Source organism: Mycobacterium heckeshornense (genome assembly GCF_016592155.1).
Taxonomy (GTDB): Bacteria; Actinomycetota; Actinomycetes; order Mycobacteriales; family Mycobacteriaceae; genus Mycobacterium; species Mycobacterium heckeshornense.
The window spans coordinates 1,226,779-1,246,966 of sequence record NZ_AP024237.1 but is presented as its reverse complement, the minus strand read 5'-3'; the positions used below and the strand labels follow the sequence as shown (position 1 = coordinate 1,246,966).

The following is a 20,188-nucleotide window of genomic DNA, read 5'->3' as shown; positions in this document are numbered from 1 at the left end:
GGTTGGGTGCCGGTGACAGTCACAGCAATTCCACAATCGTCGCGTTGGCCTGTCCGCCGCCTTCGCACATGGTTTGCAGGCCGTAGCGAATTCCCTTGTCCCGCATGTGGTAGAGCAGCGTGGTCATAATGCGCGCCCCCGAGCCGCCGAGCGGATGGCCAAGCGCGATAGCCCCGCCGTTAGGGTTGAGCTTCTTCTCGTCGGCGCCGATGTCGTGCAGCCAGGCCAGCGGCACCGGCGCGAACGCCTCGTTGACCTCGTAGGCCCCGATGTCATCCAGGCTCAGCCCGGAGCGTTTCAACGCTTTCTGGGTGGCCGGGATCGGCGCGGTCAACATGATCACCGGGTCGGCGCCGGCCAGCGTCGCAGTGTGGACCTTGGCGATCGCTTTGAGCCCCAACGACTTCGCCTTCTCCGCCGACATGAACAACACGGCTGCAGCGCCGTCGGAGATCTGGCTGGAGTTGCCGGCGTGGATCACGCCGTCTTCTTTGAAGGCCGGTTTGAGCTCGGCCATCTTCTCGATCGTGGTGCCCCGGCGAATGCCTTCGTCTTTGAGCACGACATTGCCGTCCTGGTCTTTGATCGCCACGATCTGATCATCGAACGCACCGGAATCTTGAGCGGCAGCGGCTTTCTCGTGGGAGCCCAGAGAGAACTCGTCGAGCGTGGTGCGGTCGAAACCCCAACGCTCCGCGATCATCTCCGCGCCGATGCCCTGGTTGGGGATCGCGCCATCATAGCGGCTCAGGAAGCCGTCGGGGAACGGCCTGCCGCCGTTGGCCAACGAGGAACCCATCGGGACCCTCGACATCGATTCGACGCCACCGGCGACGACGACGTCATAGTGGCCGGCGACTACGCCCGCGGCGGCAAAGTGGATTGACTGCTGGCTGGATCCGCACTGGCGGTCGACGGTGACACCCGGAACGGTTTCCGGCCAGCCCGCCGTCAACAACGCAGTGCGGGCGATGTCAAGGGCCTGCTCCCCGGCTTGCATCACGCATCCCCAGATCACATCGTCGACGATCTCGGGGTCGACTCCGGCCCGCTCGATTAGCCCGTTGAGCACCTGCGCGGACAACTCAGCGGGATGCACGCCGGACAGCCCACCGTTGCGCTTGCCGATCGGTGAGCGCACTGCCTCGACGATGACGGCTTCAGCCATGACAATTCTCCTTCGACGAGAGGTTGTGCCTCGATTGTTGACCAACCCGTTGGACGGTGCGCGACTGGGGTCGCACGGGATGGCCAGCTGCAGTGTCACGCGCCGGAAACCGCGCTGCGGGCGGGCCCAGCGAGGTCGCCGGCACAACCGGGTAACCTCTATTGCGCAGCTGGTCTGCCGGCATGCGTGCCGGCACCGAGCGAGGCAGGTTGATCCTGTCTCGCGAGAGGGAACCCGGTGAGAATCCGGGACTGTCCCGCAGCGGTATGCAGGAACGACCGCCGTCATCAGCACTGGTCGCCCGACTGGGAAGCGACGGCCACTAGGAGCACCCGGTGCGTGCCTGCGAGTCCGAAGACCTGCCGGCTGTGCCGGATGCGCCGCGTCCGGCGGCTCATCGCCTCGTGGAATGGGCGGATGGCCGCATCGGTTGTAGTGCCGTGCGTCCGTCTGGCGATGACCACCACGTCGAGTGAAGGACGAGATTGTGACCGCTCAACCGTTTACCGCCACCATCACCGGCTCGCCTCGCATCGGCCCGCGCCGCGAACTCAAGCGCGCGACCGAAGGTTATTGGGCCGGACGGACCAGCCGCTCCGAGCTGGAATCCGTCGCCGCCTCCCTGCGTCGTGACGCGTGGTCGAGCTTGGTCGCCGCCGGCCTGGACTCGGTGCCGGTGAACACTTTTTCCTACTACGACCTGATGCTCGACACGGCGGTCATGCTCGGCGCGCTGCCGCCGCGGGTGCATGACGTGCCCGACGAATTGGACCGCTACTTCGCCGCGGCCCGGGGCACCGAGGACATCGCGCCGCTGGAGATGACCAAGTGGTTCGACACCAACTACCACTACCTGGTTCCAGAGATTTCCCCGGCCACCCGGTTCACGCTGAACCCTGCCAAGGTGGTCGCGGAGCTGAAAGAGGCTCTGCAGCAGGGTATTCCAGCGCGCCCTGTGATTATTGGGCCGATCACCTTCCTGCTGTTGAGCAAGGCGGTGGATGGCGCCGGCGCACCCATCGACCGCATCGACGAACTGATCCCGGTCTACTGCGAGCTGCTGTCGCTGCTGGCCGACGCCGGGGCGGCATGGGTGCAGTTCGACGAGCCGGTGCTGGTGACCGATATCAGCGCTGACGCGCCCGTGTTGGCCCAACGGGTGTACAGCGCGCTGGGATCGGTGCCGGCCCGCCCGGCGATCCACGTCGCCACCTACTTCGGGGACCCGGGCGAGGCTTTACCGGCGCTGGCCCGCACGCCGGTCGAGGCGATCGGCGTCGACCTGGTCGCGGGTGCCACCGCCGCCGTGGCAGCGGTGCCCGAGTTGGCCGGCAAGACGCTGGTGGCCGGGATCGTCGACGGACGCAACGTGTGGCGCACCGACCTGGAAGCAGCGCTGAGCCGGCTGGCCACTTTACTCGGGTCGGTGGGATCGCTGGCGGTATCGACGTCCTGCTCGACCCTGCACGTGCCCTACACGCTGGCCTTCGAGACCGAGTTGGACGACAACCTGCGCAGCTGGCTGGCCTTCGGCGCCGAGAAAGTACGCGAAGTCGTCACGCTGGCGCGGGCCTTGCGCGACGGGCGCGAGGCGGTGGCCGCCGAAATCGCTGCCTCCAACGCCGCGGTCGCGTCGCGCCGCTCCGATCCGCGGCTGCGCAACGAACAAGTCCGGGCCCGCATCGACGCGATCCTCGCGGCGGGAATCCAACGGGGGCCCTCGGCGCAGCGGCGAGCCACCCAGAATGCTCGGCTGCACCTGCCGCCGCTGCCGACCACCACGATTGGCTCCTATCCGCAGACGCCCGAGATCCGCAAGACCCGCGCGGCGTTCCGGGCCGGCGAGATAGACGAGGCCGAGTACGTCCGGCGGATGAAGGCCGAGATCGCGGCGGTCATCGCGCTGCAGGAACGACTCGGCCTGGACGTGTTGGTGCATGGCGAGCCGGAACGCAACGACATGGTGCAGTACTTCGCCGAGCAGCTCGACGGGTTCGTCGCCACCCAGAACGGCTGGGTGCAGTCCTACGGCAGCCGCTGCGTGCGCCCGCCGATCCTTTACGGCGATGTCGCGCGGCCGCATCCGATGACGGTCGAGTGGATTACCTACGCGCAGTCGCTCACCGACAAACCGGTCAAGGGCATGCTGACCGGGCCGGTGACGATCCTGGCGTGGTCGTTCGTGCGTGACGACCAGCCGCTGGCCGACACGGCGTACCAGATCGCATTGGCGATCCGCGACGAGACCATCGATCTGCAATCGGCGGGCATCGGGATCATTCAGGTCGACGAGCCGGCGCTGCGCGAGTTGCTGCCGCTGCGCCGCGCCGCGCAGGACGACTACCTGAGGTGGGCGGTCGGCGCGTTTCGGCTGGCGACGTCGGGCGTATCGGACTCGACGCAGATCCACACACATCTGTGTTATTCGGAGTTCGGTGAGGTGATCGGCGCGATCGCCGATCTGGACGCCGACGTGACGTCAATCGAGGCGGCGCGCTCGCATATGGAGGTACTCGACGATCTCAACGCCGCGGGGTTCGCCAACAGCGTCGGGCCGGGCGTGTACGACATCCACTCACCACGGGTGCCCAGCACCGAGGAGATCGCCGCGTCGCTACGGGCAGCGTTGCAAGCCGTTCCCCCGCAACGACTATGGGTAAACCCCGACTGCGGCCTGAAAACGCGTACCGCCGAAGAGGTGACAGCATCGCTGCGAAACATGGTCGCAGCGGCGGCAAAGGTGCGCAGCGAAGCCGCCTAGCCCGAGGTAGTTCGCGAATGTGAAACTGTTGCGGAAAAAGATGCCCGATTTCGCAACAGTTTCACACTCGGCGCGAGTCCAGCCCTTCGGCGCGGTGCTCGTAGACATGCACCGGGACGGTGTCGTCCCACGGTTGCCGGGTGACCATGTCGGCCACCCGCACATAGCCGCGCTCGAATTCGCCGGTGGCTGCGTCAACTAACCGGTACTCCTGGGTTTGGCGGTGGATGGGTTGGGCGTCGAGCAGGACGACGCGCACCTCACCGGGCTCGAAGTGGCACCGCTGCTGCATGGCGGCGATCAGTTGTTCGTTGTGCATGTGGCCGTCGCCGAAGTTCCAGCCGATCGCGGTGGAACAGATTCGTTCGCCGTCGGTGATGACGTAGTCGTCCTCGTTCTGCCCGGCCATGGCGCGGTGCGCCAGCGTGAACAAGGCTCGCCCGTGAGTGTTCATCGCGCGGAACGCGTATCCCAGATACATCGGGATCAGTGCGCGGTCTTTGCCGTAAAAGCGCTCCAGCTGGGCGGCCGGCATGCTCGCAATCGCCACCAGCCCGCGAGCGATCTTGTCATCCGCCGACGGTTTGACGCACCACAGCGTGGTATCCCAGTTGCCGGCGTAATAGCGCATGCCCGGCAGGAACGAGATCTTGCGCGGGAACATGTTGCCGGCGATCACGATGCCGACCAAGACCGCGAACAGGATCGCTACCGGCACCGGATGGGTCAGGTCGGTCAGCCCGAGATGCGCGTAGGCGACGAAGAGTGCCCCGATCCCGTAGATCATGAAGACGTTCCACTCCAGCGGCACCCCCATCGGAATCGCCGTCAGGATCGCCAGGTGGAAGCACACCATCACGGCGGCGGCCACCGCGGTCACCCAGCCGCCGTGGGAGAAGAACAACACCACCGGCACACACATTTCCACGGTGGTGCCGCCATGGGCGACGATCCGCGACAGGCGACCGGGCCGCAGGTCGTCGGGGAACCTTTCGAAGAAGGCGCGCTTCATCGATCGTGCCCGGATCAGTGGATTGTTGGACATCATCGTCGAGATCACGAAGGGGAAGTGGTGGTTGAGCTTGGACGTCGCCGCGCCCATCCAGATCACGACGAACACCGCCTTGGACGCCACGATCATGTCCACACCCGGAAACAGGAACGTCACCGCCAGCGAGGCGTAGACCTCGCCCCGTGCGGCCAGGAAAATCACCTTGTCGCGCAGCCCGAGCACGGTGAGCAGGCCCAGGACGGTCCAGATCTGCCACACCGGGAGCAGCCCGATCTCGGTGTGCAGCGCCGGAATTGGACCGGTGCCGTCGGAGAACAAGCACCAAAGCAGCATCATCAGCAGCGCCGCATACAATGCGACGTCGACCGGGGTCCTGGCGGTGCCCTTGGTGAACGGGATTCGCTGCGGCCAGGGGGGCAATCGGATCGTGCCCGGGCGCAGCCAGTACAGGATCGAGCCCATCGGCGGGAAGAACCGGTTGTTGAGCGGCCCGAAGCCACAACCCAGCCCGACCACCTCGAACAGCATGGTGTAGAGCACGACCTTCTCGAAAACAATCGGCTCCGACCACCACGAGCCGACGGCCGCAAACCCATCGATTCCCTTGGTGGTCAAGGCGAACAGCGCGCCGCCCAGAATGTAGAGGCCGATTTTGACCACGTAGAACAGGTGCAGCGCGACCGGCGTCCCGAACCCCACCTCGGCCCAGTGCCTGGCCATCGGCCGGATCTTCTCGCTGCGCGTGCCCTTGCTCCATTCGGCCATGTCGATCTGTGGCAGCTCAGGTTTGAAGAATCCCATGCGGGACAGATTAGAACGTGTTCTAGACGTGCGGGTACCGGTTTGCGCCGTCGGCCGATCGGCCCAAATCGACCACGACGTTGCGTCGTCGTTGGCAGGTGACACCGCGAGGTGAAGGATGGGCACGTGTCAGGCATTCTTTTCTTCGACGGCGCCTGCGGAATGTGCACCCGGTCGGCGAACCTCGCGCTGAAACTCAATCGAACCGGCAACGTGCAGGTCGAGCCGCTGCAGAGCCCATCCGCTGCGGAGCGGCTGAACATCCCGCCGTCCCAGCTGCTCGATTCGGTGCGGTGGCTGGACCGTTCGGGAGTGGTCTACTCCGGTGCCGAGGCCGTCAACGCGGCGCTGTCGGCCGCGATCGGCACCACGTTGCCGCTGGTGGTATACCGGATTGCGGGCGTGCGGTTGATTCAGGACGCGGTCTATCGGTGGGTGGCCGCGAATCGCTACCGGTTTCCGGGGACCACGCCGTACTGCGAGTCACATCCGGGCGCCTGCTGACTGAGGCCGCCGGCGATCGGCCGCCTGTCTGGAGTGGCAATGAGATTAGTGCAGGAAACCCCATTTCGGTTCCGGATCGACCCATCCGGGGACATGCGGGTGCCGGGCGTGATCTTCGCGTCGCCGTCGCTGCTGCCCGCGACCAATCGCGAGCCCTTGCTGCGGCAGGTGGCGAACGTGGCGACTCTACCCGGCATTGTCGAAGCGTCATACGCGATGCCTGACATCCATTTGGGCTACGGCTTCCCGATCGGCGGGGTGGCGGCGACCGACGTGCGCGGCGACGGAGTGATCTCTCCCGGCGGCGTGGGATTCGACATCTCCTGCGGGGTGCGAATGCTGTCGGCCGACCTTGACCGGGGCGAGTTCGCCAAAGTCGGCAAGTTAGTGATGGACCGGTTAAGCCAACGAATTCCGCGCGGTGCGGGACCGGGGGCCGTGCGCGCGCCGGTGAGCGACGAGGAATTGGACCGGGTGCTGCAGGGAGGCTCCCGGTATGTGGTCGAGCACGGCGACGGATGCCAGCTCGACTTGGACCGCTGTGAGGATGGCGGTGGGTTCGAGGAGGCCGACCCCGCAGCGGTGAGCGACCGTGCGCGGGCGCGGGGACGCCAGCAACTGGGCAGTCTGGGTTCGGGGAATCACTTCCTGGAAGTCCAGCATGTCGCTGAGGTGCTCGACGAGCCGGTCGCCAAGGCATTCGGGCTGCGCGCCGGGCAGGTCTGCGTGATGATCCACTGCGGTTCGCGGGGACTTGGGCACCAAATCTGCACCGACGAGGTGCACGCCATGGACCACGCCATGCAGCGTCATGGCGTGCATGTGCCCGACCGCCAACTAGCTTGCGTCCCTGTTGATTCCGGCGAGGGTCGCCGCTACCTGGGAGCGATGTATGCGGCGGCGAATTACGCCCGCGCCAATCGGCAAATTCTGGGCCGGGCCGCGTCCGAGGTGTTTTCGTCGGTCACCGGCACCGGGCTTGAACTGGTCTACGACATCTCCCACAACCTCGCGCGGATCGAGCGGCACGAGGTCGCCGGCGAGATGGTCGACCTTTGTGTGCACCGCAAGGGTGCGACCAGGGCACTGCCTCCCGGACACCCGGAGTTGCCAGCGGATTTGGCTGACGTCGGGCAGCCTGTGCTGATTCCCGGCTCGATGGGAACGTCGTCCTATGTGTTGGCCGGGGTGGCTGGAGGTGGTGCGTTTCACTCCACCTGTCACGGCGCCGGTCGACAGCTCAGCCGCCACCAGGCGGCCCGGTCGGTCTCCCAGAAGGTGCTGCGCGACCAATTGGAGCGGCGGCAGGGGATCCTGGTCAGGGGCGCGTCGCGGCGGGGTCTGGTCGAAGAGGCTCCCGCGGCCTACAAGGACGTGTCCGAGGTCGTCGCGGTCGCAGAACAAGCGGGCCTGTGCCGCAGGGTGGCCCGACTCGAACCGCTGGGCGTGGTGAAGGGTTGACGGCAGCCGATCGCGGGCACCGCACGCTGCCCCATCCGGCCGATATCGTCATCGAGGCGTGGGGGCCGAGCCGCGAAATCTGCCTGGCCGAGGCGGTCATGGGACTTACGGGCAGTTTCGTCGACTTCTCCCGAGCGTCGCCGTTGCGGACCGTCACGTGCGAAGTGCCCGCCACCACTGACGGTGATCGCTTGGTGGCGGTGCTCGACGAACTGATTTATCTGCTCGACACCGAAGGCGTGGTGCCGCTCAGCGCCGAGGTCACCATCGACTCGGACACCGTGCGGCTGACCATGCCGGTGGCATCGCTGAGCGACGTCAGGCTGGTCGGTGCGGTACCGAAGGCCGTCGCGTTGTCTGGGCTGGCCTTCACCCAGAGCGGCACCGAATGGCGTTGCCGCGCGACGATCGATGTCTAGACGGTCCGGCGACCTCGTCGGCTTCGCCGGCCACGGACAGCATGCATCAACGCCATCCACACACTATGCACTGGGTAACATCGCGAAAGATCCCTGGTTATGTGTGGTTTTTGCGTCTGGATTGACCCGCGATTGCGAATATTGCGAACACGGGCGGAGTAATGTGTCGTCGGTGGTGAAGATGTTTTCCGGCGCGCGGCTTCGGCGGTTGCGCGAGGAGCGTGGACTCACCCAGGCGGCTTTGGCCCGCGCCCTCGACTTATCGACCAGCTACGTCAACCAGCTCGAGAACAATCAGCGCCCACTCACCGTGCCGGTGCTGCTCGCCCTCACCGAACGCTTCGATTTGGCCGCGCATTACTTCTCCGCCGATTCCGACGCCCGGCTGGTGGCCGACCTCAGCGATGTGTTCACCGCGACCGAGCACGCGGTCAGCCGCAACCAAATCGAGGAACTGGTTGCCCGGATGCCCGAGATCGGCCGCAGTCTGGTAGCGCTGCACCGCCGTCTGCGCGATGTGACCGAGGAAGTGGAGGCCTATCGGTCTCGCGCGATAGCCGAGACATCGCAGCCGCTGGAACGCCCGATGCCGTTCGAGGAGGTTCGCGACTTCTTCTACGACCGCAACAACTACATCGACGAGCTAGACGTCGCCGCCGAGCGGATGTTCGCAGAAAACGAGCTGCGGACCGGCGGGCTTGACCTTCAATTGGCCGCATTGATACGCGAACGGTTCGGCATCACCGTGGTGATCGACACCGCGCTTCCCGAAACCACCAAGCGCCAGTACGACCCGACGACCCGGGTGCTGCGCGTGGCGCACTGGCTGCGGCCGGGTCAGCGGGCCTTCCAGATCGCCACCCAGCTGGCCCTGCTCAGCCAGTCGGAGCTGATCTCGGCCATCGTGGCCACCGACGACCAGCTCAGTCCCGAGGCTCGCGGCGTGGCCCGGATCGGGCTGGCCAACTATTTCGCCGGGGCGTTGCTGTTGCCGTACGGCGAGTTTCACGGGGCCGCAGAGGAACTACGCTACGACATCGATCTGCTGGGCCAGCGGTTCGAGGTGAGCTTCGAAACCGTCTGCCACCGGCTTTCGACGCTGCAGCGCCCCCGGCAGCGCGGTGTACCGTTCATCTTCGTCCGCACCGACAAGGCCGGCAACATCTCAAAGCGGCAGTCCGCCACTGCTTTTCATTTCAGTCGTGTGGGTGGCAGCTGCCCGCTGTGGGTGGTGCACGACGCGTTCGCCCAGCCGGGTCGCATCGTCACCCAGGTGGCGCAGATGCCCGATGGGCGTTCGTATTTCTGGGTCGCCAAGACCACGGAGACCGAAGGACACGGTTATCTGGGCCAGCACAAGAGCTTTGCCATCGGTTTGGGCTGCGATCTAATCCACGCCCACAAGCTCGTCTACTCCACCGGCATCGTCCTGGATGACCCGACGACCGCGGTTCCGATCGGAGCCGGCTGCAAGATCTGTAGCCGGCCGGCCTGCCCGCAACGCGCTTTCCCTTACCTGGGCGAACGCGTTGTCGTCGACGAGAACACCGGCAGCAGCCTGCCGTACCCACCGGCTGTGTGACGGTCCCGGCGACGCAGTCGGGCCGGGTGCTCAATGGCCGCGACCATCTCGGCGAACAGCTCATCTGGTCGCACGCGTCATCGGAGGACCTCGGCTGGGGGATTATCGATCGCTCCTGCAGGTGTAACTTCGACAGTTGACTCCACTGAACGTTAAGGCACGTCATGCATGCTCGAGGCCAGGATCGGTATCGATGCGATCTTGCCCAACTGGTGCCGGGCCAGCAGGCAACCGTGGTGGGCCTGGCGCCGCAGGCCGACCCCGCGGTGGGACGTCGCCTCCACCAATTGGGATTCCGGCCAACCGCTCGCGTCGACGTGATCCGCCGGGCACCGCTAGGCGACCCCACCATCTACCGGGTCCAAGACACCGAACTGTGCATCCGCCGCCGCGAGGCGCGACTGATCGAAGTGGTCCCGGAGGCACCCCGATGACGTCGTGCCACACCGAGAGCAGCACCGCGGTAGGGGTCGAAGATCTTCGGCGGGTGGCGCTGGTGGGCAGTCCGAACGCCGGCAAGACCAGCGTCTTCAACCATCTGACGGGGCTGCGCGGGAAAATCGGCAACTACCCCGGCGTCACGGTGGGGCGCAGCGTGGGCACCACCGAAGTGGATGGCGCCACGATCGCCGTCGAGGACCTGCCCGGCACCTACAGCCTCGACCCGATCAGCCCGGACGAACAGGTTGTCACCGACCTGCTCACCGGTCGCCTCGACGGCATCGGCAGACCCGATGCGGTGCTGCTAGTGGCCGACGTCACCACACTGCGTCGTTCGATCACGCTCGTCGCGGAGGTTTTGCGCCTCGACTTGCCGTGCCTGCTGGTGCTCACCATGAGCGACGAAATGACGTCGCGCGGAGGCCGGATCGATACCGGCGCGCTCTCGACGGCGCTTGGCATCCCGGTCATCCCAGTCGTCGCACACCGGGGCACGGGCATCGAAGCTGTGCGCGCGCAGCTGGGGTCTTTCCACCGGTGGAAACGGCCGCCGCTTGCGCCTCCGTCCGATCACGACGCCGTCGACGCCTGGGGCAAGTCCGTGCTCGATGCTTCGAACTACGTTGCGCCGCAACCGGATCACCGCACCAACCGGATCGACCGGTTGCTGCTGCACCCATTGTGGGGCACGGTCGTGTTCTTCGCGGTGATGTTTGCTTTCTTCCAGGTTGTCTTCACCGTCGGTGCACCCCTGCGGGATGGGATAGCCGACGGACTGAACTGGCTGGGCGCCCAGATCGCCGAGCACATGGGCAATTCGCTGGCGGGAAGCCTGCTGGGCCACGCAGTCATCGGTGGCGTGGGCACCGTCCTGCAGTTCATCCCGCAGATTGCACTGCTGTTCCTGCTGATTGCGCTGCTGGAAAACCTCGGTTACCTGGCCCGGGCGGCATTCGTGATGGACCGCGTGATGGCCACCACCGGTCTGGAAGGCCGCGCTTTTGTCGCGATGCTGTCGTCGTTTGCCTGCGCCATCCCCGGCATTATGGCGACCCGGACGTTGCCGTCGTCGCGCGACCGGATCGCCACCATCCTGAGCGCACCGCTGATGACCTGTTCGGCGCGCCTGCCGGTGTATACCTTGCTGGTCGGTCTGCTGGTCGCACCTCAGACGCGCTGGTGGGGGCTCAGCGCCCAGGGCATCACGATGTTCTTGCTGTATCTCGGCGGAGGAACCTCGGCGCTGATCGCGGCGTGGCTGTTCAAGTCGACAATCCTGCGCAGCGACGTGCTGCCGTTCACTATGGAGCTCCCCCCGTATCGGTTCCCTCCTGTCAAAGCTGTGCTGGTCGCGGTGTGGAGCGCAGCGAAGATGTTCTTGCGCAAGGCCGGAACGATTATCTTGGCCGTGTCCCTGGTGCTGTGGGCGCTGCTCAACTTGCCGACGCGCGAAACCGAAACGGCCGGCATGTCCCCCACCGACGCGACCGCATACGTGATGGGCCACAGCTATGCCGCCGACGTCGGCAAGGCGATCGAGCCCGTGTTCAAACCGCTGGGCTTCGACTGGCATATCGACGTCGCCCTGGTCGGTGCCCTGTCCGCGCGTGAGGTGTTCGTCTCCACGCTCGGCCAAGTGTCCGCGGCGACCGACCCCGCCAACCCGGGGCAAGCGCTGGCGACCCTCACCGACGATCACGGTCACAAGGTGTTCACCGCACCGACAGTCATCGCATTGCTGGTGTATTTCATGTTCGCGCTGCAATGCATGTCGACGGTGGCCGTGATGCGCCGAGAGACCAACTCGTGGCGGTGGCCGGCCCTGGCTTTCGGTTACATGTTCGCGCTCGCGTGGGTAATGGCTTTCGCCGCCCGCTCAATTGCCGTCGGTGTCAGCGCATGATTCCGATCCACGCCATCGCGACCTCAAACCCCCGCCAACTGCGCTGGGTGGTGCCGCCCGGCGGTCTCCCAGCGGACGGCACCGTGCGGCGCGCGCCCGGGCGGCTCGGTGCCTTGCTTGACCGCGGCGTGATTGACGAGCTGCTGGTGTGCGGCAACAATGTGTTGATCACCCTCGGTTCCGCCGCCAGTTGGCGCGAGCTCGGCGACGACATCCGTAATGCACTGAGCGAGGCACTGCGTGAGCCCGCGGGGTGGCAGGTGGACGCCTCATCCGGCGAGCTGGCCGATGTCACCGCCGAGCTGCTCGCCGGACCGATCGGTGCGCTGGCCGAATCTCACGGCGGATCAATTGAATTGGTGTCGGTCACCGGCGATCAGGTGAGGGTCCGAATGTCGGGCGCCTGCGCCGGATGCCCGGCGTCCGGCTCGACGATCCACGGAAAGTTGCAGTCCGAGTTGCGCCGACGGGTCGGCGAGAACGTCACCGTGTCCTGCGAAAGCGACTCTGCTCCACTGTCGTTGGGCAAGAAGCTGCTGTCCCTGCTGATTCGCTGAGGACCGGCGCGTGCCCGTCCGATGAACCATGGGTCGTCGCATCCGCCACACGAGTCGTGTTCGAGACAGGGACGCTTTGCCCACCTTCGAGCGGTCCACTCGGGGCTGGGCGCAGTGCCGCCGAACCTGGCGCGACTACTGCGCCTGTTTGACCGGGGGCCGGTAGAAGAGCAGCAACTGACCGACAGCACCGGCCAGGCCCAACAGCACCGAGAACAGCAGACCGGCCCAGCCGTCGAGCCAGTTGTGGCCGAAGATCAGCCGATCCAGGCTCAGTGGCCCCGGGCCGAGCGTCGCCACTGCGACGGCGCTGACCGCCAGCACCAGGTTGTACTCCCAACCCTCTTTCACGATGAAGAAGCCGTTGGGCCGGTGCACGGTCCAGGCCGCGACCAGCATCAGCGACACGAAGCCCGCCGCGGGGATCGGGGTGAGCAGACCGGCGGCTAAACCCAATCCGGCGGACACCTCGGTGGTGGCGGCGACCGCGGCGTGGAAAGTGCCGGGTTTCATGCCGATGCTTTCGAACCAGCGCGCGGTTCCCGGTATCCGGCCGCCACCGAAGAATTTGTTGAAACCGTGGGCGGCGAGGGTCAGGCCCAGCACCAGCCTCAGGATCAGTAACCCAACGTCGTAGGCAGTCATATTCTCAAGCTAGATCATCCCGCGGGTGCCGTCTGCTTGCACCCCTCGAGCAGCGCCCGAGGTCTCGGGCCACCGCGCGCTGGTTAGCGAGCCCGGCTTCGCAACCGTCGACGTCGCAGAACTGGCCGGCTCAGCTCCTCGAGACGTACGCACTACTGTGGATTCATCTGGCGCTGCGCCGCGGATTCGGGATGCTGCGCGGACAGTCCTGACCGCGCGTTGGCGTGGGCACGCCAGTTAGCCTGGAGAGACATAGCGGGTGGTCGGACGTTTGCTGCGGGAGCGTCAGGGCCCGCCGGAATGCGCCGAGCGACGAGGGGTGTGGACGATGACTCGTGGCGTGCCACGCAGCGGCGTCCGCGATAACTCGCCGGCCGGGCGTTCCCCGACCACGGCGAGCGCTTCACCATCGTCGCCGGTACCGGTGCTCGACGGCACCGCCACGCTGGCCCGGGAAGTGCTGGGCAACAAGGGCTACGGCATCGAAATGATGCGCCGGCACGGTTTGCCGGTGCCGCCGGCGTTCGGTATCACCGCCGACGTGGGCGCCCGCTATCTGGCCGAACCCGAGGCGACGATGCAGGCGATCTGGGGCGAGGTGCTCGACGGCGTCCGCTGGCTGGAGGACGAGACGTCACGAACGTTCGGGCGGGGGCCGCGGCCGTTGTTGGTGAGTGTGCGCTCAAGCGCGGCGCGTTCGATGCCGGGCATGATGGACACGGTGCTGGACCTGGGCGTCGACGATGCGGTCGAACAAGCGCTGGCTGCGGTTGGCACGGCCGAATTCGCACGCGACACCCGGCACCGGTTCGACAGGATGTATCGGCGCATCGCCGCCGCACTGGGCAGGGCTCCGTCGCCGCCCGCCGACCCGTACGCACAACTGCGGGTGGCCATTGAGGCGGTGTTCGCGTCGTGGAACTCGCCGCGGGCGATGGCCTACCGCGCCCATCACGGCCTCGGCGACCACGGCGGCACCGCCGTGGTCGTCCAGTCGATGGTGTTCGGCAATATGGGCTCCAACTCCGGTGCTGGTGTTCTGTTTTCGCGCAATCCGATAACCGGCACCGACGAGCGTTTCGGCGAATGGCTACCCGGCGGCCAAGGCGACGATGTGGTCTCGGGAACTGTCAACGTCAAACCGATCACTGCGCTATACGACCAGCAACCCGCGGTCTACGACGAGTTGATGGCCGCCGCACGTACGCTCGAGCGGCTTGGTTCTGACGTTCAGGAGATCGAGTTCACCGTCGAAGCGGGCAAACTGTGGCTGTTGCAGACCCGGGCCGCTGAGCGATCGGCGCAGGCAGCGGTGCGGCTGGCGCTGCAGCTGCGCCGGGAGGGACTCATCGACGACGCCGAGGCGCTGCGCAGGGTCACTCCCGCCCAGGTCGAGACGCTGCTGCTGCCGTCACTGCAGCCGGAAATCCGGCTGGCGGCACCGCTTTTGGCCCAGGGATTGCCGGCGAGCCCGGGGGTTGCTTCGGGTCGGGCCTATACCGATATAGACGACGCGATCGACGCTGCCGACCGCGGCGAGGACGTCATCTTGGTGCGCAACCACACCAGTCCCGAGGATGTGCACGGCATGCTGGCCGCGCGCGGCATCGTCACCGAGGTCGGCGGCGCCTCCAGTCACGCCGCTGTGGTCAGCCGGGAACTCGGCAAGGTGGCCGTGGTGGGCTGTGGCCGCGGCATCACCGAATCGCTGGCGGGCGAACTGGTCACTGTCGACGGCGGCGAAGGCGAAGTCCGCCAAGGGATTTTGGAGCTGTCTGCGTGGTCGGAGAACGACACACCAGAATTACGCGAGCTCGCCGATGTCGCACGCCGAATCAGCCCCTTGCGTGCGCATGCGAACGGCGACTACCCAAGGTTGGAAGACAATTCGGACGCCGCGGTGCGAGGCGCACTAGCCGACGGTCACACCGACGTGGTGTCGGCTACCCCGGTGATCACCATGCTGACCGCTGTGCAGCTGGCCGACAACCAGGTCTCAACGCGGTGAGCGAGTTGACGGTATTGCAAACCGTGCGGCTGAAAGGCCGGGTGAGCCCGGCTGAGCTGGCGGCGACTTTGGATGCGGATCCGGCCGAGATTGCCCGGGCCGTCCGGCAATTGACCGAGTCGGGTCTGCTGGTGGGCGACGCTGTTTTGCAGCTGAGCCGCGACGGTCGTGCCCGACTCGACGAGCTGCTCACCAAGGAGCGAAGCGACGTCGACACGTCCGCCCTGATCGCCGCCTACGAGCACTTCCGGGTGGTCAACGCAGACTTCAAAAAAGCTGTCACCGACTGGCAGCTCAGAGACGGCGATCCCAACACGCACCAAGACGCCGAATACGACGCGGGCGTGCTCGCGCGGATCGACGCCATCCATCAGCGGGTAGTGCCGATCATCGCGGCGGCCGCCGCCCAATTGCCCCGGCTCAGTGCCTATTCGGCCAAGCTGCAACGGGCGCTCGACAGAGTCAAGGCCGGCGATATCGCCTGGTTGAGCCGGCCGCTGATCGACTCTTACCACACCGTGTGGTTTGAACTGCACGAGGAGCTGATCGCCGCTGCGGGCCTGACCCGGGCAGCGGAAGCCAAAGCCGGTAACGCCCAATAGTTTCGGCTACAAGGCGGCGTCGAGTCGGCGCAAATAGGCGTCGACGTCGCCGATCGCCGACTCTGCCGCGTGCACGCTGATCGCGATGGTATCGCCGATACCGTGCACACCGTGGGTGAGGCCCATCGCCGGCGAGAGCGCCGGATACCCGGCCGTCAACACCACCGGCGCGCCACCAAAGTTCAGGTCGGCGGCGCCGCGGTGGACACTGGACACCACCGTGTTGCCGGCGACCAGCGTTGGTCGCGCCTGCGGATCGAATTGGGCGATGCCCCAACGCAGCAACGGGGCGGGTACCGCGGCGAAGGCCCGGTCCGCCGCGCGGGCTGCCGGATGCTCCATGCGGCGGCGCCCACCGGCTAGGTCCGCAGCGATTCGTTCGGCCCGGGCGTCCTGCGCCAGCTGTGGGTACAGCCCGACCACGACGTTGCCGAAGTGGTTATGTCCTTGTCGTGCACCGGGTTTGGACATCGGCACCTCGGCGCCAAGGGTGTCGGCCACCTTGCCCAGGTGCTCGGATAGCGCAGTGGACACGGCGCTGAGCACCGCGACGGTTACCGTCGGTCCGCGCAGCGCCGAGCGCTTCCGTACCAGGGTGCGCACGATTCGGGCACCGTCTGGGCGGGCATTGGTGGGCAACGGCGGCCGCGATCCGACCGATGGGGGCAGCAGTCCATGGCGGGTGTCGGCGACCAGCTGGCGGTGGGCGCGCGCCGCTTGCAGGGCTCGCCAGGGCAGCCATCGCCGCGATTGCGGTGTCACCGTCGGCACCGGTGCTGTCCGACCGAACAGCCAGGCGGCCATTGCCGAGGCGCGCGCTCCGTCGGCCAGCGCGTGAGCGACTTGCATGACTGCGACGGTGCCGATCTCGCTGCTGTCGGGGATGCCGCGCACTTCGGTGAATAGGTGCAGCCGCCACGGCATCTGTCGGATGTCGAGCTGGTTATCCGCCAACCGCACCACGGCGTCCAGGCAACTGTGCCAGGTGTCGCCGGCAAGGTCATAGCAGAGCACCTGGTCGGCTTGGACGTCCGCCGGCACCCACGTCGGATAGGTGAGCACGCAGCCGTCGTCGACCCGCATCGTCAGGTCAGGGCACGCCCGGGCCCGGGCGCGAACGCCGTCTATTGCCGTGCGCAGATCGGCCGGTGGGCTGCCGAATGCGTAGAGCAGGAACTGATCGTTAGGGATTTTGGCCGACATCCAATAAAACTGGGCGTCGACCGCCGCCATCCGGTGCTGCGTCATTGGTCGTATCCGATGTTCGTCCGTTCGACCATACTGCGGACTACCGACCACTGGGCTCGCAGTTACCCGCTCGCACGACAACGACGTCCGGCCGGGATTCGCTGAGCACAGTCGTGGGTGACTTGCACCCAATTCCCGGTCCTGGTATCGGATACTCGGCAGCTTCGGATCGCGGGGTGGTAACGGGCATGGCAGCTCAGGACGAGTTGCGGGTCGACTTGGAGACCTTGGCCTACTCTGCTGCGCATGCTCACGGGCAGGGCGAGGACCTGGCGATCGCCCATGTGTCGTCGAACACCCGGATGGAGGCGGCGCAGCCGGGCTGGGTCGGCAGTTCGGCGGCAGCGCTGAACGCCCGGCTGACAGCCTGGCTGAGCACATCGCAGACGTTGCTGACGATGGTCGGTGAGCATGCGCTGGATCTGCACAATGACGCCCGCGATTTCGCGGCGATGGAACGTGATAACGCGGAGAAGCTACGCGCCGTCGCCGTCGACGCGAACGGGGCCGCCGGCACCGCTCGGGATTGAACCGTGACGTTATCGGTGGCCGATATCGACCGGTGGAACGCCGAAGCGGTGCGCGAGGTGTTTCACGTGGCCACCGCACGGGGACAGGCCACGTTGGAGGTATCCCGCCAACTGGGATCGCTTGCCGTCTTTGACACCTGGGAAGGTCAAACGGCCGACGCCAGGAAACACCAGAACGCGCAGATCCGCAAAGACCTTGATGCCCACGGCAACGAGGCGCTGGCAGTCGGCCGCGCCGCCAACCAAGCCGCCGACGGCATCGAAAACGTGCAGGCCAAGCTACGCCAACTGCGAGCCGATGCCGCCGCGCTAAACATGACCATCGACCCGATGACCAACGCGGTTGTGCCGAGTTCGACATTCAAGGGTCTGCCGATCGAAGCGCTCATCGCCGAACAGCAGCTGCAGCCCCGGCTGGATGAAATCCTGGCTGAAGCCAACGCGGTCGACTCAGAGCTGGCCGCCGCGATCAACATGGCCGATGGCGACAGGCCGATCCCACCGGGACCGCATGACAATCGGCCTCAGATTCAGGATGCACTGTCTAAACCCCTGCCCGAGGATCCTAAGCAGTTCAACGACCTGTGGAATCAGCTCACCCCAGAGGAAAAGGACTGGCTCTACAGCCGAGACCACAACATCGGCAACCATCCCGGGATGGCGTGGGATCCTCCGGACCATTTGGGAAAAGACCATTACAACCGGATGCACCGCGATGAATTGCAAGAGGCCAATCAGACCGAGCTTGACGGCCTACGCGCCGCGCATTCGGACTGGGCTAACGGCAAAGCGCCGTTTTTGATGTCGAAAGAGTATGCGGACTGGAAAAACCGTTGGGACGCTGCTAATCGCGCGCATGACGGTTATGCAAAGGTGAAAGACGCGCTCGGCCCGCCACCGGATAAAGTCGTGCCAGGCAAACTACCCAGGTACCTCAGAGTCATCGACGACTTGGGCCACGCTGCAGTCGCTATCAACAACCCCGACACCGCCAGACGCAACGCCACATTCGTGCCTGGCACCGGCCAAGATCTCACCCGCTTCGACGCCAGCGCCGGGAAATCCGAAAGGATGTTGCAGGCTACTCTCAACGCAGATAAGAGTCTACGCCCCAGTGATGTTTCGGTCACCACATGGATGGGTTATGACCGGCCAATGAGCGTCTTCGACGCTGCATCAACCAGTTACGCGCACAACGGGGCCCCGCACTGGAGGATTTCCAAGCCGGATTGCGGGCCTCTCACAACGATGAGCTTGCCGGTGGCCCATCGCTCAACACGGTTATCGGGCACAGCTATGGTTCCACCGAAGTCGGCGCAGCTGCACTCAACGGCCATCACCTGGACGCCAATAATGTAATCGCGGTGGGCAGCCCAGGGATGCTCGCAAGCCATGCCAGCGACCTTAACCTCGATCCCGGCGCCCACGTATTCGCCACCCGAGCACAAAATGACATCATCGGCGTGGTCACCGGTATGACCCTCGGCCCCGACCCGATGGGCGCACCGTTCGGAAGCAAACCATTTGAAGCAGCGCCCGGACCGGCCTTGCCCCTGGGTCTACCGTCAGTGGCAGCCCACAGCAGCTACTGGGATCCTCTTAATCCGGCGCTTGACAATATGGGCCGTATTATCGCCGGCAGAACCGACGTCACGCCGCCTACATTCACGCCTTAGCCACCATGACAGAACCAACGACCCGCGATCCGCTCCGCTTATTGGCTGTTTTTCTCACAGTCGGGGTGCTTACTGCGTGCTCATCCGGCGCTTCCCCCCCAAAGCAATCCAGCTCGCACGTGCCATCGGGCGCAACAGCTATTCCAGGAGGTCCAATGGAACCGAATCCAGTCGCTCCCTCGACGAAAATACCTGCAAGCCAGGAAGAAGCGCAAAACACTGTGATTCACTACATTCAGGAGACCGTCAATGCGCTTCCCCCTGGAACTAATGTGGACGGGACGCGCTACAGCGGGGCCGGTTCGGGAACAACATACTGCGAAGATGAGCCGAAAGACGAGAATTCCCTGGTAAGCTTCGCATTCTGGGGCGACTTAAACCTTCCGACGGATACCGAAACAAACGCCGTGATTAGTCAAATCGGTGACATATGGAAACGCTGGGGATGGCAGGTTATCGAGCGTGAAGGCTTCGAGAAGCCCAACAGGTTCGGCTACGCGCCAGACGGCTACGTACTACAAGTCAAAGCCGCGTATCCGCCTACCTACCCACCGACAATCATCGGGTCGTCGCCATGCTTCCCGAGCCACCTCCGGAAAGACGGGGTACCGTTTCCCGCGGTGATTAAGCAGACTTCTCCCACAAGCTGATTGCACCCAGTTCGGTTGGGCTATTTGACGCACGGAGAGTGATACACGCCTCCAACAGCTCAACGCCCAGGGCGTGCATCCCGTCAACGATGCAGTGTTTTACGGATCCCCAGGTCTCGAACTCACCGATCCCAGTCAGCTGGGCCTTGCTAATGGTCATGCCTATGTGATGCGGTCGGGACTGTCTGAACAACGGTGGATCTGATCTTGGTCTGACACG

17 protein-coding genes, 2 pseudogenes and 1 riboswitch are annotated in these 20,188 nt (G+C 65.5%); of the genes and pseudogenes, 15 read left to right on the top strand and 4 right to left on the bottom strand.

The window, feature by feature from the left end:
* Positions 1-19 precede the first annotated feature (19 nt).
* Positions 20-1,168, bottom strand: a complete 1,149-nt coding sequence (locus MHEC_RS06080; RefSeq protein ID WP_048892357.1) for a thiolase family protein — start codon at positions 1,166-1,168, stop codon at positions 20-22.
* 153 nt (positions 1,169-1,321) lie between these two features.
* A riboswitch (cobalamin riboswitch) is annotated at positions 1,322-1,549 on the top strand.
* 106 nt (positions 1,550-1,655) lie between these two features.
* Here MHEC_RS06080 and metE point away from each other — a divergent pair.
* A complete protein-coding gene (metE, locus tag MHEC_RS06075) occupies positions 1,656-3,929 on the top strand; it encodes a 5-methyltetrahydropteroyltriglutamate--homocysteine S-methyltransferase (protein ID WP_048892400.1) in 2,274 nt (757 codons plus the stop codon).
* A gap of 61 nt (positions 3,930-3,990) precedes the next feature.
* On the opposite strand, the gene MHEC_RS06070 is transcribed toward metE, so the two are convergent.
* A complete protein-coding gene (locus MHEC_RS06070; RefSeq protein ID WP_048892399.1) occupies positions 3,991-5,742 on the bottom strand; it encodes a DUF3556 domain-containing protein in 1,752 nt (583 codons plus the stop codon).
* A gap of 126 nt (positions 5,743-5,868) precedes the next feature.
* Here MHEC_RS06070 and MHEC_RS06065 point away from each other — a divergent pair, with 126 nt between their 5' ends.
* The 7 genes from MHEC_RS06065 to MHEC_RS06035 all read left to right on the top strand — a co-directional run bounded on the left by MHEC_RS06065 (position 5,869) and on the right by MHEC_RS06035 (position 12,609).
* Entirely contained in the window at positions 5,869-6,246 is a 378-nt protein-coding gene (locus MHEC_RS06065; RefSeq protein ID WP_071700232.1) for a thiol-disulfide oxidoreductase DCC family protein, read from the top strand.
* A 39-nt stretch (positions 6,247-6,285) separates the two neighbouring features.
* Complete coding sequence (locus tag MHEC_RS06060; protein ID WP_048892355.1) at positions 6,286-7,707, top strand: RtcB family protein; 1,422 nt, start codon at positions 6,286-6,288, stop codon at positions 7,705-7,707.
* On the top strand, positions 7,704-8,126 hold the full coding sequence (locus tag MHEC_RS06055) for an archease (protein ID WP_048892354.1): 423 nt from the start codon (positions 7,704-7,706) through the stop codon (positions 8,124-8,126). The genes MHEC_RS06060 and MHEC_RS06055 overlap by 4 nt, the downstream gene beginning before the upstream one ends.
* Positions 8,127-8,307: 181 nt before the next feature.
* The gene (locus MHEC_RS06050) at positions 8,308-9,708 is read left to right on the top strand and encodes a short-chain fatty acyl-CoA regulator family protein (protein WP_048892397.1); all 1,401 of its coding nucleotides are present in this window, start codon (positions 8,308-8,310) and stop codon (positions 9,706-9,708) included.
* Between the two features lie 164 nt (positions 9,709-9,872).
* Positions 9,873-10,142 (top strand): FeoA family protein, encoded by a 270-nt coding sequence (locus MHEC_RS06045; protein ID WP_071700219.1) that lies wholly within the window; start codon positions 9,873-9,875, stop codon positions 10,140-10,142.
* Positions 10,139-12,052 carry a ferrous iron transporter B gene (gene feoB / locus MHEC_RS06040; RefSeq protein ID WP_048892352.1) on the top strand — a complete coding sequence of 638 codons (1,914 nt, stop codon included), beginning with the start codon at positions 10,139-10,141 and terminating at the stop codon, positions 12,050-12,052. The genes MHEC_RS06045 and feoB overlap by 4 nt, the downstream gene beginning before the upstream one ends.
* Positions 12,049-12,609, top strand: a complete 561-nt coding sequence (locus MHEC_RS06035; protein ID WP_048892351.1) for a NifU family protein — start codon at positions 12,049-12,051, stop codon at positions 12,607-12,609. Before feoB ends, MHEC_RS06035 begins: the two co-directional genes overlap by 4 nt.
* A gap of 135 nt (positions 12,610-12,744) precedes the next feature.
* Here the strand turns inward: MHEC_RS06035 and MHEC_RS06030 are convergent, their stop codons facing one another.
* Positions 12,745-13,254: a DoxX family protein gene (locus MHEC_RS06030; RefSeq protein WP_048892350.1), complete on the bottom strand. Its 510-nt coding sequence runs from the start codon at positions 13,252-13,254 to the stop codon at positions 12,745-12,747.
* Between the two features lie 328 nt (positions 13,255-13,582).
* Between MHEC_RS06030 and MHEC_RS06025 the strand changes: the two genes are divergently transcribed.
* Both MHEC_RS06025 and MHEC_RS06020 read left to right on the top strand, forming a co-directional pair.
* Positions 13,583-15,262: a pyruvate, phosphate dikinase gene (locus MHEC_RS06025; RefSeq protein WP_082169954.1), complete on the top strand. Its 1,680-nt coding sequence runs from the start codon at positions 13,583-13,585 to the stop codon at positions 15,260-15,262.
* Positions 15,259-15,864, top strand: coding sequence for a hypothetical protein (locus MHEC_RS06020; RefSeq protein WP_048892348.1), 606 nt, complete (start codon positions 15,259-15,261; stop codon positions 15,862-15,864). Before MHEC_RS06025 ends, MHEC_RS06020 begins: the two co-directional genes overlap by 4 nt.
* 6 nt (positions 15,865-15,870) lie before the next feature.
* Here MHEC_RS06020 and MHEC_RS06015 read toward each other — a convergent pair whose 3' ends face one another.
* Positions 15,871-17,112, bottom strand: coding sequence for a WS/DGAT domain-containing protein (locus MHEC_RS06015; protein WP_048892347.1), 1,242 nt, complete (start codon positions 17,110-17,112; stop codon positions 15,871-15,873).
* 188 nt (positions 17,113-17,300) lie between these two features.
* Between MHEC_RS06015 and MHEC_RS06010 the strand changes: the two genes are divergently transcribed.
* From MHEC_RS06010 to MHEC_RS05995, 5 genes and pseudogenes are all read left to right on the top strand, one after another.
* Positions 17,301-17,642 carry a hypothetical protein gene (locus MHEC_RS06010; protein ID WP_048892346.1) on the top strand — a complete coding sequence of 114 codons (342 nt, stop codon included), beginning with the start codon at positions 17,301-17,303 and terminating at the stop codon, positions 17,640-17,642.
* A 3-nt stretch (positions 17,643-17,645) separates the two neighbouring features.
* Positions 17,646-19,001: an alpha/beta hydrolase gene (locus tag MHEC_RS24950; protein ID WP_048892345.1), complete on the top strand. Its 1,356-nt coding sequence runs from the start codon at positions 17,646-17,648 to the stop codon at positions 18,999-19,001.
* Positions 18,914-19,318 (top strand): annotated as a pseudogene (locus MHEC_RS24020) (alpha/beta hydrolase); the annotation flags it as partial. The gene MHEC_RS24950 and the pseudogene MHEC_RS24020, both read left to right, overlap by 88 nt.
* A gap of 155 nt (positions 19,319-19,473) precedes the next feature.
* Positions 19,474-19,968 (top strand): hypothetical protein, encoded by a 495-nt coding sequence (locus tag MHEC_RS06000; RefSeq protein WP_071700220.1) that lies wholly within the window; start codon positions 19,474-19,476, stop codon positions 19,966-19,968.
* A gap of 49 nt (positions 19,969-20,017) precedes the next feature.
* Positions 20,018-20,146 (top strand): annotated as a pseudogene (locus MHEC_RS05995) (alpha/beta hydrolase); the annotation flags it as partial.
* Between the last annotated feature and the right edge of the window lie 42 nt (positions 20,147-20,188).

Bases quoted from the DNA above. Each gene is read 5' to 3' on its own strand.
- MHEC_RS06015 (WP_048892347.1), bottom strand. From the start codon at position 17,112: ATGACGCAGCACCGGATGGCGGCGGTCGACGCCCAGTTTTATTGGATG.
- MHEC_RS06045 (WP_071700219.1), top strand. From the start codon at position 9,873: ATGCATGCTCGAGGCCAGGATCGGTATCGATGCGATCTTGCCCAACTG.
- MHEC_RS06070 (WP_048892399.1), bottom strand. From the start codon at position 5,742: ATGGGATTCTTCAAACCTGAGCTGCCACAGATCGACATGGCCGAATGG.
- MHEC_RS06080 (WP_048892357.1), bottom strand. From the start codon at position 1,168: ATGGCTGAAGCCGTCATCGTCGAGGCAGTGCGCTCACCGATCGGCAAG.
- MHEC_RS06060 (WP_048892355.1), top strand. From the start codon at position 6,286: ATGAGATTAGTGCAGGAAACCCCATTTCGGTTCCGGATCGACCCATCC.
- MHEC_RS06035 (WP_048892351.1), top strand. From the start codon at position 12,049: ATGATTCCGATCCACGCCATCGCGACCTCAAACCCCCGCCAACTGCGC.
- feoB (WP_048892352.1), top strand. From the start codon at position 10,139: ATGACGTCGTGCCACACCGAGAGCAGCACCGCGGTAGGGGTCGAAGAT.
- MHEC_RS06050 (WP_048892397.1), top strand. From the start codon at position 8,308: ATGTTTTCCGGCGCGCGGCTTCGGCGGTTGCGCGAGGAGCGTGGACTC.
- MHEC_RS06030 (WP_048892350.1), bottom strand. From the start codon at position 13,254: ATGACTGCCTACGACGTTGGGTTACTGATCCTGAGGCTGGTGCTGGGC.
- MHEC_RS06010 (WP_048892346.1), top strand. From the start codon at position 17,301: ATGGCAGCTCAGGACGAGTTGCGGGTCGACTTGGAGACCTTGGCCTAC.
- MHEC_RS06000 (WP_071700220.1), top strand. From the start codon at position 19,474: ATGGAACCGAATCCAGTCGCTCCCTCGACGAAAATACCTGCAAGCCAG.
- MHEC_RS06025 (WP_082169954.1), top strand. From the start codon at position 13,583: ATGACTCGTGGCGTGCCACGCAGCGGCGTCCGCGATAACTCGCCGGCC.